Source organism: Streptomyces sp. MspMP-M5 (assembly GCF_000373585.1).
Classification (GTDB): Bacteria; Actinomycetota; Actinomycetes; order Streptomycetales; family Streptomycetaceae; genus Streptomyces.
In genome coordinates this window covers 408,860-425,212 of sequence record NZ_KB891853.1, presented here as the reverse complement: position 1 = coordinate 425,212, position 16,353 = coordinate 408,860, and the positions used below count along the sequence as shown (strand labels likewise).

Here is a 16,353-nt window from a genome sequence, read left to right as displayed (position 1 = left end):
CCCCCGGTTCCGCCGGAGCCGTGGAGGCCGGGCCCCCTACAGGCGCGCCACCCGCCGCGGACGGCCCCCGCCCCGGGAGTGCTCCGGGCCCCGCCGCGCGGACCCGCCCGGTCGAGGGGCCCCCGCCCGCGGACCGGGCCCCGGACGCCGTTGTCGACTCACCGGTCGGCTGGCCCGACGCCCGGCGATGAGCAGTGCCTTGCGGACCACCACCAGCAGCCCGCAGAGCAGCGTGCCCCCGTAGAGCCAGCCGGCGTTCAGCGCGAGGACGGTGAAGACGCCGACCAGCAGTCCGGGGAAACCCGTCGGACCGTGCTGCACCGGCAGCGTGCCGACGGCGAACGCGATCGGCAGCGCGACCGGCGCGGCGACCAGGTCGAGCGGCCGCACCCACGCCCCGGCCGCCACGCCGACCAGCAGGAAGAACGCCCCGTACGCGCCCTGCGCCCCGTCCAGCAGCCAGCGGTCCAGGAACCCGAAGGCCAGCAGCGCGGCGGTGGCCAGCAGCCCGCAGCCGAGGCCGGTGAGCTTGGCGGCCGGCATCCGGCGGAGCAGCCCGGCCACCGGGGCGGGCGCCGGGGGGCGCCGCGGGCCGGCGCGGTAGACGGCCGCGACCTCCTCGCCGTCGGCCGGCGGCCCGGCGGCCGGGCGCGGCATCCACTCGCCCGCGGCCATGGCCGGCGGCGCGGCCGCCTGGTACGCCGGTGCCCCGTACTCCGCCGGCCCGGGGGCGTAGCCGCGGGCCGTGACTTCGGTGCCGGAGGGCACGGAGGCATAGCCGGACGCCCGCATCGCGGACAGGAAGGCGTCGTCGGGGTCGGCGGCCATGGCCTCCGCGGGGCGCGGGAGCCGGGTGTCCGTGTCGGGGCCGCCGCTCCGCGGCCGGCCGTGCGGGGACGTGCGCGCTTGGGGTTGCTCGACGTGTTGCTCCACGCGGCCACGGTAGGCCGCTAAGTGGGATTAATTGGTCATGGGACACGCGCATTCACCAACCTCGGGGGCACTGTTAGGCGGCCCGGCGCACGTCAGGGGAGCGCGCGGGGCGCCGGGCGCCCTCCCTCCGGGGCGGCGTCCGGCCCGCCCGGCCCGGCGGGGCCCGCCCAGTAGACTGGTGGATCGGCCCTCCCCGGTCAGCTCCGGCCCCACTCGGCCGGACCGGGAAGCGGCCCGCCCTTTCGCCCACCACCAGCTCCGGGAAGTCGCCACCGTGTCGCTCACGATCGGAATCGTCGGTCTGCCCAATGTCGGCAAGTCGACCCTGTTCAACGCCCTGACCAAGAACGACGTGCTGGCGGCCAACTACCCGTTCGCCACCATCGAGCCGAACGTCGGCGTGGTCGGCGTCCCCGACCCCCGCCTCGCCAAGCTCGCCGAGATCTTCGGCTCCGCGCGGGTGCTGCCCGCCACCGTCGACTTCGTCGACATCGCGGGCATCGTCCGGGGCGCCTCGGAGGGCGAGGGCCTGGGCAACAAGTTCCTCGCCAACATCCGCGAGTCCGACGCGATCTGCCAGGTCATCCGCGCCTTCAAGGACGAGAACGTCGTCCACGTCGACGGCGAGGTCTCGCCCAAGAACGACATCGAGACCATCAACACCGAGCTGATCCTCGCCGACCTCCAGACCGTCGAGAAGGTCCTGCCGCGCCTGCAGAAGGAGTCGCGGATCAAGAAGGACGTGGCGCCCAAGGTCAAGGCCGTCGAGGAGGCCAAGGCCATCCTGGAGGAGGGCCGCACCCTCTTCGCCGCCGGCTACGTCCAGGGCACCGAGAAGACCGAGCTGCTGCACGACCTCCACCTCCTCACCACCAAGCCCTTCCTCTACGTCTTCAACGTCGACGAGGAAGAGCTCACCGACGAGGACTTCAAGAACGAGCAGCGCGCCCTGGTAGCCCCCGCCGAGGCGATCTTCCTCAACGCCAAGCTGGAGGCCGACCTGGCCGAGCTGGACGACGAGGAGGCCCTGGAGCTCCTCCAGTCCGTCGGCCAGGAGGAGCCGGGCCTGGCCACCCTCGCCCACGTCGGCTTCCGCACCCTGGGCCTGCAGACCTACCTGACCGCCGGTCCCAAGGAGACCCGCGCCTGGACGATCAAGCAGGGCGCCACCGCCCCCGAGGCTGCCGGTGTCATCCACACCGACTTCCAGAAGGGCTTCATCAAGGCCGAGGTCATCTCCTTCGCCGACCTCGTCGAATCCGGCTCCGTCGCCGACTCCCGCGCCGCCGGCAAGGCCCGCATGGAAGGCAAGGACTACGTCATGCAGGACGGGGATGTGGTGGAGTTTCGGTTCAACGTGTAGCGGGTGACATACCACCACTTCGCTGATCTGGCAAACATGCAGGTCAGAAGGGGTCCGACTCTTCGGGGTCGGGCCCCTTTTCCGTGCCCGTGCTGACTTGGTGCTGACCTGGAAGCACCTGTCATCACCCCTGGGAACCCCTTCCGTGCTGACTTGGTGCTGGATGGTTAGACCCTTACTCGGTGCGGGTCTGGGGGCGTGTCCGGCACAATGCCCACCATGGGAGCAGGGGGCTTAGCACTTATTTCAGGAGTCGCAGCCGTGATTGGCGCGGCTCTCGGGGCAGCGGGGGCGGTCGTGGCTGCACGTCACACCGGGAAGGCGCAGACGCACTCGCAGCACACTCACTGGAGACGGCAGGTGCGCAGGGATGCGTACGCCAAGCTGTTGCAGGCCATCTCCGAATTCACTGAACGCGGTCGTGAAGTTCAGGTGCTGCTCAAGCAAGGAATGGCCCCCGCACCTCAGGCCCTCGGCGAGTTCCGAGCCCTGCTCAAGGAACTGGAGGAGGCAGTGGCTGCGGTAGAGCTGGAGGGGCCCAAGAAGGTCGCAACGGCCGCCTTCAATGTGATGGCGCACCTGGCTATGTGGCATGCCTGCCTTGTCACCGACATTGTCTATCGCGTGGACCTGTCGATACCTCGCCAGGGGCGGTCGGTGGAGGAGGCCGAAGCTGCCGCCATTGAAGCAGTGGTTGAGTTCAAGACCCTCGCCCGCGGCGCCCTCGATGATCCGAGTGGGGCGCTCGACATCACTCAGTGACGGAGACCTGGTCATCTGTCGCGTGCCACACTGCTACGGTCGCCATATGACCCTCTCGGCATCTACAACCCGTGCCGTCGACCTGCGGGTTGAACCGGTCTCTGACCTCCTTGATCGCGTGGAGCGGGCGCTAGAGGCGCGTTTCGACCGGGACTCTGTGGTGCGTAAGCGCCGTTCCGTCGGAGCACGGACTGACCGCGATACCTGGGTGCGCATCGAGAGACGAGGGCTCGACAAAATCGGCGTCCAAGGGTGGAACGGAACCGAGTGCGCCGCGCGTCTGGACGGCGTCGCCCAGCCGGCGTGGCAGGGCTGCGTGGTCTGGCGGGACGTAGACGAGCCTGTGATGTGGCGGGCTGACGAGACCGAACTCTTGCCCGGAGCGCCCATCGGAACCGCCGTTCTCAGCGAAGACCCGGGGCTGCCAGATGAGTGGTGGCAGGCGTTCAACTCTTCGATGGACGCACTTGCGGCTCACGAGACGCAGCGCGTTGCTACGCCGGACACAGATACCGTCACGCAGGCCCTCGTCACGGAGTCCATCCGCAGTGTCTTCTCCAGCGACTTCGACACGACCGTTGAGCGCTGGGTGCCAGCCCACGCGGATCTGAACTGGGCCAACATGACCGCGCCGACGTTCAGCCTCTTCGACTGGGAGGACTGGGGAAACGCACCGCAGGGGCTCGATGCCGCCTCACTGTGGGGAAGTTCCCTTGCCGTCCCAGCTCTGGCCGATCGGGTGCTGCGAGAACGGCGATCGGATTTCGAGAGCCGGGACGGCAAGCTGATGACGCTGTTCGCGTGCTCCAAGATCCTTGGGCCGTATGCGCACCCGGAGGACCCTCGGCTGGAGCCCGCCCGCCGTATGGCGGATCAGGTTATCGCGGAACTTCAGGCCGGCTGACTGCGCAACCGGTCTCGCAGAAGGGACCGGTACTCGCGGATCGTCCGCCCGTCGACCTCGCCGTCCAGGGCGCCGGTCAACTCGCCCAAGTGGGTGGGGTCATCGGTGCCCACAGCGATGGCGCTGACTCGCGGGAGGTGGAAGGCGACGCGGAAGGCCGCCTGTACGTGGGAAAAGCGGTTACCGCCCTGGATGAAGACTCGGGGATCGGTCTTCGCCCACACGGGAGCCCGGGTGCTGCCTCCAAAGGGACTCATGCCCCACACCTGGCCGTCCCCTAAGTTCCATGCCTTGGTGAGGGTTTCCGCGGCGTCGAGCGTTCTGATCCCGACCAGCAGCCCGGCGCGGACCATGAGGACGGACGGCCTTGGCGTTCCCGTGTCGATCAGGTTCGGCAGCGGTGAAGGGTCCCAGGATGCGACGCCCCAGCCGCCGCATAGCCCTTGCGCCGCGGCGTCATCGAGGGCAGCGCACGCCTGGGCCAGCAGGTCTCGGCTCTGTGGTGCGGTCTCCTGGAGCGAGTGTTCGGGATTGTGCAGGAACACGAGGTCCGGCTCCCGCCCGAGGTCCCGAACCGCCTGCTCCACGGCCGCGCGCAGCCGCGCGGGGCTCAAGGAGTGTTCCGTCCTGTCCGGACCTGGAAAGTAACCCACCTTGGTGGAGAGCGTGAACCTCGGTAGGAGATCGCCTGCTGCCTGTGCCAGGGCCTGATGCGAGCGGAATCCGAGGTAGTTGGTGCTGGTGTCGAGTGCGGTGACGCCGAGGTCGAGCGCGCCGGTCAGGAGACGGCGTTCGTGACGAGACCGGTGTAGCCCGAGGACAACTCGGGGGTGAGTGGCGCGCATATCTCCTCCTTCACCAAGATCTCGGCCACCTCCGCCACTTCGGCCCCGACCATGGCCGCCGCCTGGGCCAGCGGTACCGGCCTGCCGCTGAGTAGCAGGCGCAGTGCGGGCAGTGCCTTGGCCGCGAGGGTGATCTTCTTTCCAGAGGCCACGATGTCGACGGTCTCGCCGTTCTCGCGGATCTTGGGAGCGAAGTGGGTAGTGCACGCCACGGCGTCGAGAGGCGCCAGGATGTCGAGGTACGGCACGTGTCGGGGCAGCGTCGTCTCCTGCTCGTACGAGGCCAGGAAGCCGGCCGGAGGGCGCTCGCCGATCAGACGGACGGCGGCCTCGGTCAGAGCTTCGCTTCCAGCGCCGTGCCAGCGGTCCAGGTCGTGCCGGAATGCCTCGTGCTCGCGGCACCAGTCGGCCAGCCAGGCGAGCCAGCTGGCACCCGTGCGCTTGGTAATCCCGAACGTCACGTGAAGGCTCTTGCCCGAACCGCTACCCATCCGGGTCGCCTGGTGCCAGTGGCCTCGGGGGATGTGCATGACGTCACCGGTCTTCATGGTGCCGGACCAGATGATCTCGTCGCTCGGGGTCTCGTTGGGGTCGGAGTCCCGGTACATGGGGACGTTGCGGGAGGTGCCTCGTACCTCCCAATCCTTTTCGCCGGCAAGCTGGATGATCAGGACATCGTGATCGTCCCAGTGCAGAGGGAAGCCCTCGGCGTCGTTCGTCGTCAGGTAGGCGTTGACCTGCACCCGTTCGTGGGACCACCACTGCAAGGCGCGACACGTGACCTCCATCGTCGGGTCGAAGACGTTGACCTGATCGAGGATGAGCGTCGCGCCCTCTCGCAGCAGCCGCCCCAAGCTGCGCATGTTGACCATGGGGATGCTTTGGCCCCGAGGGCTGACGGTGTCGGTGTAGTAGATGGCCGGGTGGACTTCCTTGCCCTCCTGGAAGCACCGGAACTGAGGGCGGTTCAGGCTCCGGCGCATTGCGATGTCGAGCAGACGGTTCGGGGTCAGGATGCGGGAGGCGAGCGCGGGATCGTCCATGCTCCCCCGCACGAAGCCCTTACCCAGCCCTTCCGGTCCGTCCCATCCGAGCGTCGTTTCGATGGCGCTGATCAACTGGTGTTCCATCGCTGCCTCCTCGTAGGTCCGATCTGGTGGTGCGGACACAGCGGGGGCCCGACCGGCGAACCGCTCGGACCCCCGCCGGTCGGCACTACTCGGTGTCGCTCAGGTTGCCGTCACCGCCGGGCCACGGTGCGTCGCCGGAACTTCCGGCGTTGTCGGACCGGAGGCTGTCGTACCGGTCGTGGACGGCGGTCAGCTCTTCCACCGCCACGAGAAGGCCACTCTGGGCCGGAGGCGGAGTCGTGCTCTGTGTCACCTCGTGCTCCTTCCTCTTCGGTTCTCCCGCCAGGGACCTGGCGGGAAGCAAGGCCGCCCCCACGGCCGTGGGAGATGTGGAATGACGTGGGGGCGGGGTCAGTGGGGGCCGCGGCTAGGACGCGGCTCTGCGGTGGCGGCCGGCCTTGGGAAATCGCGCGGCGCGGTTGGCAGGAAGGGCGCTCGCGTCCTTGCGCATGTTGGCGTCCAGGACTCGTTGGTCGAGCTGGTAGAGGCACGCGCGGCAGGCGTAGAGGGCAGCGTGCATGCCGCTGGACCGGACAGGGCCGATCCACGTCACCTCGATGTCATCGCGCCCGCACCAGAGCCAGCATTCGCCCTGTGGCTGCCACTGGTGGCGATCCCACAAGGAGGAGGTGGCCGGCTCGCCCGTCGCCGGATCGACGTCGCGGCGCGTCGGCCGGAAGACGACATCGGGGTCCGGCAGAGGAGACGCGCGCAGTGTGTGGCGTCCCATCACGCGACCGCCAGCATCAGGTAACCGGGTGTGCCCTTTGTGCCAGGTGCGGGTTTAGCCGCGAGGAACTGGCGCAGAGCTGCGGCACGGATCGCTGGCGCGGGCTTCGGAAGCGCGATCTCGGCCCACACTCGCTTTCCGTATCTCGTGGGCTCCCAGCCGCACCGCGCCGCGAAGCAGCCAACCAATGTGAGGCCGCGCCCACTTTCGTCATCTTCTTCAGCGCAACACTCCTGCGGTCCCTGGTGGTTGCTGTCGAACACCTCGATCAGCAAGCTGCCGGGCCGATGACGAAGGGCCACTGAGATCGGCCCCCGCCCATGGACGACAGCATTGGTAAGGAGCTCGGAGGCGATCAGGCGGATCGCATCAGCCGTTTCATCATCGAGTGAGACGCCCCAGGCCCGAAGCTGCTCAACGACCATGCGTCGAGCTGGAGATACCTCTTCCTTCGTGCCCTCGATGGTGAAACGAGTGACGAGCGCAGGCATAACGGACGCCTCCGAAGAGCTGGAAAGCGGCGTCATCTCCGACGGGGGACACCTGGAGATGACGCCGCCGATCTGGGTAGACCATCCCGAACGGGACGGTCTGCTCTTGCCGTGGACCGGCTGATGCTCAGTCAACGCCTTGTGGGTGCGGTCCGGGAACGTTTCTGGGGGGTTTCTCTTGGCAAGGAAGGGTCCCCCGGCGCGTGTACGCGCAGTAGCCTCGCAGCTACGCCGTGAGGGGATGATGGGAGTGACGACGTGCCTGTTGAGCCGTTAGCAATCCACCCACTGACCTTTGTTCGCCAGTTGCAGGGATGGGGGAAAGCCGAGCTCGCGCGCCTCATGCAAGCGCGCGGCGAGGCGCTCGGCATCCTGCTGGCAACCAACCGCACCACCGTATGGAAATGGGAGCAGGGCCAGGAGCCGGATGCGGACGCTCAGCGCGTATTGGCTGACCTGCTGAATGTCCCGTATGAACGGGCTCTGACCCAGAGGTGGCCGCGCTGGCTACCCGTGTGGGAAGTAACCGGGCTTACCGCTCCTTGGACAGAGGCCGGTACCGTTGAGGCATTGGCTGATCTGGTTGGGAGTGGCCGCATGGATCGTCGGGGATTTCTCACCATCACTGGCGCCGCGCTGACGGGCCTGGCAGCAAGCTGGGCTGAGGCGCCATCCGCATTCGCCTCCGCGCTCGACGGAGACCGTGTCACGGACAAGATGGTCTCGACGCTTGAGCAACGCATCGGCACGCTGCGTACGCTTGATGACCAGCTCGGAGGTGCCCGGCTCTTGGAGCAGGCGCGCAGCGACCTTGCTCTGATCTCAGGTCTCCTCAAAACCGGCCGGTACACGGAGCAGACCGGCAGCCGCTTGTACGCGCTGGCGGCGCGGGTCTCGCACCTGACGGGCTGGATGGCGTACGACGCTGGTCTGCGGTCCGCCGGACAGCAGTATTACGTGGGAGCTCTTCGGAGTGCCCGTACCGCCGGAGACGACGCCTTCGGAGCCTTCGTCCTCGCAGAGATGGGAGTCCACGTCTCCGAGGCCGGGCGGACCGCGGAGCGCGTCGAACTCATCTCGACCGCCATCGACAATGCTCCTCGAACGCTGTCGCCCTACACACAGTCGTTCCTCCACCTGCACCAGGCTGAGGCACTTTCCCGCGACGGTGACCACCGGAAGGCCGGCACCGCACTGAACCGTGCCCTTTCCCTCTGGGACCGACACACGGAAGACGCATCCCCCGACTGGCTCGACTGGTACGGCGAGGCGCAGCTGAAGTCGACCGAAGGCAAGGTCATGCTGCGCTCCGGCCAGGTGGAGCGCGCTACGAGCTCCCTGGAGACCTCCGTCAAGAAGGCCGCGCCGCGTGACAAGGCCGTCAGGTCCAGCCGCCTGGCCGAAGCCCGGCTCGCTGGGAACGACCTGGACGGGGCACTCGATGCCGCGAACTATGGGGCCGAACTGCTTGAGGACAAGGTCAGTTCCGTGCGGGCCGTGGACCGACTGAAGGAGTTCTCTGAGCGGCTCGGTCCGCACCGGTCGGTTCCGGCGGTACGTGAGTTCCGTGAGCGGCTGAGCGCCCTGCCGACCGCCGCCTGAGATCGACGAAGAACGATCACCCCCAGGTGTGGTGCCCTCCATACCGTTCCCCCGCCTCATCACGATGCGCCAATGAGGCGGGGAACCAGATCACGGAATGCGGCCGGTGCAACGGCTACTTGCTGGGGGTGTCCCACGGGGGGTTTTGCGGACGCCGGTACCAGTACCATGCGCGGTCAACAATCGGCACGTCCGCAGCCTTTGCAAGATTCTCCCCACCATCTTCGACGGTGAGTCCGCGATACGCCTGGTCAATCTGCTCAAGGGCCTCTGTAGCAGAGTGCCGTTCGTCCGCAGGCAACCTTCCGATCACATCGGCCGTCTGATCGCGCAGCTCAAGGTCTTCCACATACATGGAGGCCGGGTACCACGCCGATGGAGGCCAGCCTGTTGCCATGCGGACCGTGAGCCGCTCCCAGTTCACGAGCAGGCTGCGCACTTCCCGCCGACCTTCCGAGATCCCCTCGGGCAGGTGCGAATCAGTGACCTTGCTAGGCAGCTGAAGTTCTTTGATGATCTCGCGGAACTTGGTGACGGTAGCGCGAGGAAACTCTGGGATGGCGTCCTCTACAGCGTCAATTGTCAGCCTCTCCGACTCACTTTCAGGCTCGGTCACACGTGCATGTGTAAGCCCACCCTGCGGTGTGGCAATCCGCCAGACGTTGGGGATGGCCACAGTCCCGGGAAAGAGGACAGGCACGCCAAGCGCCTGTGCCACCTTCAGTGCAAGAGCCTCCTCTGACGGGGGCGACTGCACTGCGTCCGTCGCATAGATGCTCACCGACCAGTTCAGGTCACCGCGAACTGCTGAGTATTCGCAGGTTACTTCGGCGTCCCAGTTTCGAGAATCGAAGTCGGATTCCTCCGACACATCAACATCGGCGAGAGAGACGCCGAACACCTCAGCAAGGATCGGTGCAAGCCGTGCCGGGAATTCCTGCCCAGGGGCGATCAGGTTATATGTCATCAGTGGTAGGTCCTGTAGAGTTCCAGAGCCTTTTCTACGGCTTGCGGGTTGTTTTTGAACTTCGGTGCATTGCTGAACAACTTCTCAAGCTTACTGACGTCGCCATCCACGCGTGTGATCTGCTTCAGTGCATCGTATTCGATGCGATCGAGATTGACGATGCCGGGGCCAGAGCCAGGGAAGACGGTTCCACTGTCCTCGACGCCGTAAGTCCGGCCGTTAATCTCGTACCTCTGAGAGACGTGATCCCATTTTGCGTTTCCCGCGGCGATCTCGGCGATGTCGTTGTTCACGACGTGCCTGTACTCCGGCAGGATGAGGCTGTTTTCTGCCTTGACCTCCCCGTTCTTCACGCCTCCCATAGTGTGCCTGGGGTGAGGTGCGCGAAGCGTCTTGCCCTTCGCCGGGCCAGCGATGGTGTCCGAAGCTGGCCACGTGGCACGGCTTCCCCCACCGCCCTGAGCGCTTCGCATCAGCGGCTGGCCGGTTGGGCCGACAGGCCCTTCGCCGGCCATCGCCAGGCGTGGGCCGCCAAGGTTGGGCAACTGCATTTGGAGGTTGGGCAGTGAGATGTTGAGGTTGCCCAAGCTGTCCAACTTCATGTTGCCGAGGACGTTCTTGACGCCGCCGGCCTCGGCTACGGCCTGGGCGCCGCGGGCGGCTCCGCCGAAGGCGCCTCCCAGGAGCATGCCGGACACCCCGGCGTCCTTGATTTCGGCGGCGTTGATGCCATGCTGATCCCCGAGCAGGTTCCGGCCGCCTTGGGCGACGACCACGTCCACCGTGATGGCACTGATGCCGCCGATGGCGGCGGTGGCCAGGACGGTGCCGGCGATCTCGGTGATGGTGGCAGAGACGGCGACGCCTGCCGTGCTGGCCGCTGCGACGATCGCTTCGGTGGCACCCGCGGCGGCGACCTCGCTTATGCCGCCGGTGAAGATGGCCAACGCCGTACCAGCGACCAGGACCGCGCCGGCGATCTCCATCTCGTGGTGGATCTTCTTCTTCGCTTCGGCTATCTGGTCGGCGAACTTATCCAGGGCCTTGGCCATGTCCTCCGCGGCGGAAGCAAGGTCGTCCAGGTACCCCTTGCCCCCGCCGTGGTACTTCTTCCAGAACGCACCGAACGCCTCAATCGACTTGCCCTTGTTGTTGTCGATGACGTCCTGTGCAGACTTGTGTGTCGCCGAGGTGATGTCCTTGACGTCATCAGCAAATGTCCGCCAGGCACGAGCGGCTTCCCGGAGTTCGTCCTCATCACCCTTCGGCCACCACATGCCGGTGAGGTCCTGGACAATTTCCTTGGCCTTGTCTGCGGCACTCAATGCGCACCGCCACCTTGCGATTTGAAGCCCGAGGCGTTGGAGCGATCCGCTTCCTCGTGATTGTCAGCCATGTCCTTCATGGACTTGCCAATGCTTTCCAGGCCCTTCACCAACGCATGGGCAGCACGCTCGATTTGGGTGCGATGCGGGCTGTAGACGCCTTCAAACTTCTTCCCCTGCTCGTCGTCCCCCCAAGGTTCCCCGAGCCCATCGAGTGAGTGCTTCAGCTTCTCGGCCGCCTTCGCCAAAGCGGCTGACTCCCTACCGAACTTCGGCGCTTCGTCCTTCAGTTGGTGTGTGTCGATATCGAAGCCAGAAGCGGCCACGGTTCCCCCCAAACGCTCTACCTTCAGGTTCACTACGAACCTACCGTGTACCACTGACAGTGCACTTGATCGCCTCAGCCGATCAACCGGTTTGTCTACTTCACCCAGCTTGGGTGCGTTGTAGCCTGGCTAGATGTAGCCGATCATGGCTCAAATTCGCGTGATGTACGCGCTGTCGAACGTCTGGAAGGCCCGGCGTCAGCTGCGGCGTGTTCGCGCAACGTTACCTTTTACAATCTCGCCATAGCACAGCAGATCGTCACCATCTATACGGACAACTTCACGGGTGAGAAAGGCTCGGAGGCTGCCACGCGCACGGCTGTGGACTGCCGCTCGCCAGCCGGCCCGTGCTTCACATCGTGCTCGGCGGCTCACCCGAGGGCGTGGAGACTCGTCAGCACCAGAAGGAAGAGCGTCAACGCGGCCCCGGCCGCAGCTGAACCGCCCCTGATGCAGGTCGGCGTGCGGGCACCTTCCCACCGGGCAAGTAAGCCGGCCATCATGCCGATGATGACCGCTGCCAGCACCGCCGCCAGGACCAAGAGCAGCCTGACGTAGAGAGCCAGTCCCACTTCAACCTCCGTTGCGCAACCATGAGATGACGCCCTCAAGCGTCCACAGAGGGCAGCGGGCGGACTAGGATCCTGGACTACCTCAGAACTTCTCAGGACAACGCAGGACTACGGGGTGCGATGTGGGGAGACGACCCAAGCCGTTGGATCCGGAGAACCCTCTGCACGCCTTCGCCAGAGAGCTGAAGGAGCTGCGCCACGAGGCTGGCGCAGCAGGGGGCCCGAAGCCCACCTGCATGGCGGTTGGTATCAGCCGGAGTACCTACTACGCATGGCTAAGCGGTAGGCAGCTTCCCGAGCAGGATTTGCTGGAGCGCGTCGTGAGGCACTGGGGCGGAGATCCGCGGTACTGGACGAGGCGTCGCAGCCGAGTGGCGGAGAGCTTGGTTGTAGAGCTGCCTGAAAACGCGAGCGACGCTTCTATCGAAGCTATCTCTGAGGTGTTGACTCCGCTGTGGAGCGTGCACGTAGAAGACGGATATGAGGCTGAGCTAAACGCTCACCTGATCGAGCAATCCAAAGCGCTAACTAGGTTCTTTTACAACCTTAAGGGTATGTATATCGCAGCAGGGCGACCCCGTCGAGAGGCGGTATCACTTAGGACGTACCTGAGCCCTAATGCTGTAGCTGATGTGTTCATGGGGCACGCCTATAAGTCACCCGAGGAAACCTATCGCGATCGCTGCGAACTGATTTCTGGACTTACTTGTTTTCTCCCTGCGAGCCCTGACCGGCACCTTTCTCAATTAGTCATGGAAACGCGGGCCCTGGCCAAAGAGATCGAGGAGCGCGCTCGTGTCACCGCAGGACTTCAGAGTCGGCGCGAATCTCTAAGGGAGGGCGCATAGAGGTCAAGTTGTACGGCTATGACGGGGGCCTTCTATGCGTCTGCATCAAAATGGTTGACGCTAGGCGGTATCGACTGGGGCTATTTCCTCGGCGTTCTCGTATTGGTGAAGGTCCATTGAAAAGCAACAGCTAAGGCCCCTCAACTGCTGAGGGGCCTTAGTCTGCTCGAAAGCTGCGAACTTATCGCTGGTGTGTGTTATCCGAGTGCCGTCGGTTCTTGCGCTACTTATTCAAGCTCTTCGTAACTGTCAACGTATTCATGGCCATTGAGGTGTGCCGCGAGCTTTCCGACGCCTCGTTCGACTCGATACCGGACAGCTCGGTCAGTTACGCCCTGTACGGCTGCGGCTTCGTCGTCCGGTAGGTCCACGCCATACCGCAGTACGAGGGCCTGACGCTCGCCGAGCGAGAGTGGGGCCGTTTTCCAACCCAGCCGTATGTCGGCGAGGTGGGCGAACAGTGTGCCTGCGGCCTTCGGGTCGGTGGTTGCCTTGGGCATGTCGGCGTCCGGGGACTGCGGGTTACGGATGCCGTACGCGGCTTCCACGTCCCACACGGCCGGGAGAAGGTGCTCGACGAGGCGTCGGTCGTACGCGGTCACAGGCACGTCCGCTCTGCCGAGTGCCGCGCGGCCTCATAGGAGGTGTGGCCGGCACGGTGCTTGGCCTCGGTCAACCAGCGGTCCCGAAGACGCTGAGAGAGCCAGCGATGCAGCAGTCCGGCCCCGGCCTCGTCGAGGAGCTGGCGCACATACGCGGCCCGTTCGGCGGCGATTATGACCGTCTCCTGGTAGGCGTCTTCGTACTCCAGCGTGAGGCCGTAATCGCGGCCGAAGGCCCGTGCGACAGCCTGAGCGACGCTCTCGACCTGAGGGTCAGCGAGGATACTCCAGTCCGCTTCGTTGGTTGCCTGGGCTGCTTCGTAGTCCAGAAGCTGAAGGCTCATCGGACCACCTCCTTGACCGGCACCTGGCCGTCCTTCGTTACGGCGACCACCAGGCCGGGAGCGCCTGTCGTGCCCTTCGCGTGCCGCCACCACGTCGACTCGCTCTCCATGGCCGGCGGCTGGATGAACGTCCTCGGGCCGTCGGTGTCCACGAACTCGTGGTGCAGGTGGCCGGCAAGGAGGAGGTCGGCCTGGTGCATGGCACTGGCCTTGTTGAACGCCTGGCCCTTCCACCACTCGAAGTGCTTGCCCGGACGCCACTGATGGCCGTGGGCATGCGCCACGACGGTGCCCGAGCAGTCGACGACGACCGTCAGCTCGTCCGTGTCCGGCACGAAGCACTCGACATGCGCGAAGCGCTCCGGGTTCAGCTCCAGGGCATCACGCACGGAGATCAGGGCCTCGGTGTCGTGGCTGTCGTCGTACCGCGTCACGCCCTTGCCGTTGATCCGTACGGCCTCACCATGGTTGCCGGGGACGGCCGCCATGGTCAGACGTTCGGCGAGCGGAGCCAGCGTGAGGGCACCGTGCAGCATGACCCGGCGGGTAAGCCGGATCTGCTCGGTGAGGGTCAGGGGTGTACGCCACACGTTCGCCCCACCCTGGGACTGGAACCCTTCGAGATGATCACCGAGCCACGCGATGTGTACGTGGCCGATGTCGAACCGCTCGCGGTACAGCGCGAGGCGGTCGGCAGCGCCGTTGAGGCAGTCGATCGTGCGCTTCAGGGTGCCGGCCGGGCCGTCCCCGTCGATCTTGCCGAACTGCATGTCGCCGAGGGCGATCACGAAGGTGTGGTCCCCGGTGACTCGGGTGTCCGTCGGTCGGCTCGGCTGGTGGGCGTCGATGGCAGCCAGCAGCTCACTGATGTCGGGACGGCCGTACGGAACGGTGCCGTGGGCGCGGGCGAAGGTGAACCGGGTGGAGACGCCGAGGTCGCCGCTGGGCATCGTCCACTCCGAGCTCCGGAAGCCCTTGACCTCCCACTCGCTCTCGTTGAGGCCGTGGGCGCGGAGGACGTCGGCCGCGGTGCCCTTGCTGTCCATCTCGGCCGGCCCGCGCACGGTGACCTCGGCCGCGTCGCCGGTTACTTCGATCTGGCGCGTGAAGTCGCGCTCGGGGTCGGTCTGGCGGCTCGGTATCGCTGGTCCTACGGGCTTCGACAGAAGCTCGTCGAGCAGGGAATCGGTCAAGGGCTGACGCTCTCTTCCTGGCGCAGGCGGCGCCGGTACGTACGGATGGTCGAGGCGGACACGTGGTGTCCGTAGCGGGCGAGAACCCAGACGAGTTGTTCGGCAGCCGTGCCCTGGAGGAGGTGGCGCTCGAAGACCTCACGTTCGTCCGGGTCGAGGGCTGCCCAGATGCCGACGAGGCGGGGGCCGGGATTGCCCGGCAGGTCGCGTGTCGTCATCGAGCCTCCCGGTCGAGCTGCTCGATCGCTGCGACTGCGTAGGCCGCGACGTTCTCCAGGTGGAACTTCGCGGTCTCCGGGTCGTCGGTGCTGGCGAGGGCGTAGTAGAGCTGCTCCAGGAGCTCGGCGTCCCAGCCGGGCATTCCCGCCTTGTCACGGGATACCTTGATGAAGGCCCAGCGGTCGGCTTCCTCCGCGAAGTACCGTTGCGCTTTCACGGGGTTGAGGCCGCCCCCAATCGGCATCTGTTTGTCAGCCACAGTCCGGTGGGTGGACTTCACGTTCGTGAGGATCGTGGTCACGGGGGCGGCCTTGCGTGCTGGCCGCTTCGTCGTCTTAGCCTCGGTCAAGCCGCGGCCTCCTTGGCGTCGTAGAGGGCCTGTGCGCCACCGGCCAAGTAGGTTTCGGTCACGTCGCCAGTTCGGAGACGGACCGGTTTGGCCGAGCGGAGAGAGCGACAGACTGTTGTCGTGAGCTTGCTTCCGGCCTCGTCCGGGTCGCTCCAGACCCAGACGCGCGAGAAGCCCGCGAGCATCCGGCGGTGCCGGGCGAACCACATCTCGACGCCAGGGACGGCGACCGAGTGCCAGCCGATCTTCCGGTGGATCATGCGGTCGAACTCGCCCTCGGTGAGGTGGATCTCGTCGCCGGCCGCGTGGATCGAGTCGACCCCGTACATGCGGGGCGGGTCTCCGGCGATGGTGTTGTACTTGCCGTGGCCGTGCTCGCGGTGGTTGTGGTTCTGGAGGCACCGGAACCGGATCGTCAGCGGCTGCCCCTGGTGCCCGAGGTAGGGGATGCAGAGCATCCCCCGGTAGCGCTCGTGGCCGGGGAGGGGATCGTCAACGACGCCAAGCCGGAACGTAGCCGCCTCTTCGGGACCGATCCCGCGAGCGCGCAGGTACCGCGCGGCGTCCGCCGTAAGCGCTGCCTGATACGCGCTCGTCGCCTCCTCCAACATCTCGCGTTGCGAGGGCGAGAGAGGCCGCAAGGGTTCGCGCTCCGACAAAGTCCGTTTCCTCTTTCTCCATGATCAGCGTGAACGAGTCCCCTCCTCGGCCGCAGGAGTGGCACTTCCACAAGCCGCGGTCGGTGTTGTAGGAGAAGGACGGGGTGTTGTCCTCGTGCAGCGGGCAGTGCGTCATCCCCATGGCCCGCTGCGAGTTGGTGTCGACGCCGTAGTGTCCGAGCACGGCCT

The 16,353-nt window shown here is 66.2% G+C and carries 21 protein-coding genes; 4 read left to right on the top strand and 17 right to left on the bottom strand.

Annotation, left to right across the window (positions count from 1 at the left end; all coding sequences use genetic code 11):
• Nucleotides 1–36: 36 nt before the first annotated feature.
• The gene (locus B073_RS47485; RefSeq protein WP_018536418.1) at nt 37–933 is read right to left on the bottom strand and encodes a DUF6542 domain-containing protein; all 897 of its coding nucleotides are present in this window, start codon (nt 931–933) and stop codon (nt 37–39) included.
• A gap of 274 nt (nt 934–1,207) precedes the next feature.
• Here B073_RS47485 and ychF point away from each other — a divergent pair, with 274 nt between their 5' ends.
• From ychF to B073_RS0101985, 3 genes are all read left to right on the top strand, one after another.
• On the top strand, nt 1,208–2,296 hold the full coding sequence (ychF, locus tag B073_RS0101995; RefSeq protein ID WP_018536417.1) for a redox-regulated ATPase YchF: 1,089 nt from the start codon (nt 1,208–1,210) through the stop codon (nt 2,294–2,296).
• A gap of 360 nt (nt 2,297–2,656) precedes the next feature.
• Entirely contained in the window at nt 2,657–3,058 is a 402-nt protein-coding gene (locus B073_RS42650) for a hypothetical protein (RefSeq protein WP_158690080.1), read from the top strand.
• Nucleotides 3,059–3,104: 46 nt separating this feature from the next.
• Entirely contained in the window at nt 3,105–3,962 is an 858-nt protein-coding gene (locus B073_RS0101985; RefSeq protein WP_026246961.1) for a hypothetical protein, read from the top strand.
• On the opposite strand, the gene B073_RS0101980 is transcribed toward B073_RS0101985, so the two are convergent.
• From B073_RS0101980 to B073_RS0101960, 5 genes are all read right to left on the bottom strand, one after another.
• Complete coding sequence (locus B073_RS0101980) at nt 3,950–4,807, bottom strand: aldo/keto reductase (RefSeq protein WP_018536414.1); 858 nt, start codon at nt 4,805–4,807, stop codon at nt 3,950–3,952. The two genes, B073_RS0101985 and B073_RS0101980, sit on opposite strands and share 13 nt — an antisense overlap.
• Nucleotides 4,741–5,937, bottom strand: coding sequence for a JmjC domain-containing protein (locus tag B073_RS0101975; RefSeq protein ID WP_018536413.1), 1,197 nt, complete (start codon nt 5,935–5,937; stop codon nt 4,741–4,743). Before B073_RS0101975 ends, B073_RS0101980 begins: the two co-directional genes overlap by 67 nt.
• A gap of 85 nt (nt 5,938–6,022) precedes the next feature.
• On the bottom strand, nt 6,023–6,190 hold the full coding sequence (locus B073_RS47030; RefSeq protein ID WP_181690231.1) for a hypothetical protein: 168 nt from the start codon (nt 6,188–6,190) through the stop codon (nt 6,023–6,025).
• 114 nt (nt 6,191–6,304) lie between these two features.
• Nucleotides 6,305–6,667 carry a hypothetical protein gene (locus tag B073_RS0101965; protein WP_037810743.1) on the bottom strand — a complete coding sequence of 121 codons (363 nt, stop codon included), beginning with the start codon at nt 6,665–6,667 and terminating at the stop codon, nt 6,305–6,307.
• Nucleotides 6,667–7,158 (bottom strand): ATP-binding protein, encoded by a 492-nt coding sequence (locus tag B073_RS0101960; RefSeq protein WP_199788083.1) that lies wholly within the window; start codon nt 7,156–7,158, stop codon nt 6,667–6,669. Before B073_RS0101960 ends, B073_RS0101965 begins: the two co-directional genes overlap by 1 nt.
• Nucleotides 7,159–7,416: 258 nt before the next feature.
• Here B073_RS0101960 and B073_RS0101955 point away from each other — a divergent pair, with 258 nt between their 5' ends.
• The gene (locus B073_RS0101955) at nt 7,417–8,760 is read left to right on the top strand and encodes a hypothetical protein (protein ID WP_018536408.1); all 1,344 of its coding nucleotides are present in this window, start codon (nt 7,417–7,419) and stop codon (nt 8,758–8,760) included.
• Between the two features lie 115 nt (nt 8,761–8,875).
• Here B073_RS0101955 and B073_RS46195 read toward each other — a convergent pair whose 3' ends face one another.
• From B073_RS46195 to B073_RS43480, 11 genes are all read right to left on the bottom strand, one after another.
• The gene (locus tag B073_RS46195; protein WP_026246959.1) at nt 8,876–9,727 is read right to left on the bottom strand and encodes a hypothetical protein; all 852 of its coding nucleotides are present in this window, start codon (nt 9,725–9,727) and stop codon (nt 8,876–8,878) included.
• Nucleotides 9,727–11,052 carry a WXG100 family type VII secretion target gene (locus tag B073_RS42640; protein WP_158690079.1) on the bottom strand — a complete coding sequence of 442 codons (1,326 nt, stop codon included), beginning with the start codon at nt 11,050–11,052 and terminating at the stop codon, nt 9,727–9,729. Before B073_RS42640 ends, B073_RS46195 begins: the two co-directional genes overlap by 1 nt.
• Nucleotides 11,049–11,411 carry a WXG100 family type VII secretion target gene (locus B073_RS0101940; protein ID WP_018536405.1) on the bottom strand — a complete coding sequence of 121 codons (363 nt, stop codon included), beginning with the start codon at nt 11,409–11,411 and terminating at the stop codon, nt 11,049–11,051. Before B073_RS0101940 ends, B073_RS42640 begins: the two co-directional genes overlap by 4 nt.
• A gap of 338 nt (nt 11,412–11,749) precedes the next feature.
• Nucleotides 11,750–11,950, bottom strand: a complete 201-nt coding sequence (locus B073_RS0101935) for a hypothetical protein (protein WP_018536404.1) — start codon at nt 11,948–11,950, stop codon at nt 11,750–11,752.
• Nucleotides 11,951–13,025: 1,075 nt separating this feature from the next.
• On the bottom strand, nt 13,026–13,400 hold the full coding sequence (locus B073_RS43485; RefSeq protein ID WP_026246957.1) for a sigma factor-like helix-turn-helix DNA-binding protein: 375 nt from the start codon (nt 13,398–13,400) through the stop codon (nt 13,026–13,028).
• The gene (locus B073_RS0101925) at nt 13,397–13,744 is read right to left on the bottom strand and encodes a hypothetical protein (protein WP_018536402.1); all 348 of its coding nucleotides are present in this window, start codon (nt 13,742–13,744) and stop codon (nt 13,397–13,399) included. Before B073_RS0101925 ends, B073_RS43485 begins: the two co-directional genes overlap by 4 nt.
• Complete coding sequence (locus B073_RS0101920; RefSeq protein WP_018536401.1) at nt 13,741–14,937, bottom strand: hypothetical protein; 1,197 nt, start codon at nt 14,935–14,937, stop codon at nt 13,741–13,743. Before B073_RS0101920 ends, B073_RS0101925 begins: the two co-directional genes overlap by 4 nt.
• Nucleotides 14,934–15,155, bottom strand: a complete 222-nt coding sequence (locus tag B073_RS0101915; RefSeq protein WP_018536400.1) for a hypothetical protein — start codon at nt 15,153–15,155, stop codon at nt 14,934–14,936. Before B073_RS0101915 ends, B073_RS0101920 begins: the two co-directional genes overlap by 4 nt.
• Nucleotides 15,152–15,505 (bottom strand): hypothetical protein, encoded by a 354-nt coding sequence (locus B073_RS0101910; RefSeq protein ID WP_158690078.1) that lies wholly within the window; start codon nt 15,503–15,505, stop codon nt 15,152–15,154. Before B073_RS0101910 ends, B073_RS0101915 begins: the two co-directional genes overlap by 4 nt.
• The gene (locus B073_RS0101905) at nt 15,502–16,116 is read right to left on the bottom strand and encodes a hypothetical protein (protein ID WP_063740837.1); all 615 of its coding nucleotides are present in this window, start codon (nt 16,114–16,116) and stop codon (nt 15,502–15,504) included. Before B073_RS0101905 ends, B073_RS0101910 begins: the two co-directional genes overlap by 4 nt.
• Complete coding sequence (locus B073_RS43480; protein ID WP_234024982.1) at nt 15,998–16,300, bottom strand: CHC2 zinc finger domain-containing protein; 303 nt, start codon at nt 16,298–16,300, stop codon at nt 15,998–16,000. The genes B073_RS0101905 and B073_RS43480 overlap by 119 nt, the downstream gene beginning before the upstream one ends.
• Nucleotides 16,301–16,353 lie beyond the last annotated feature (53 nt).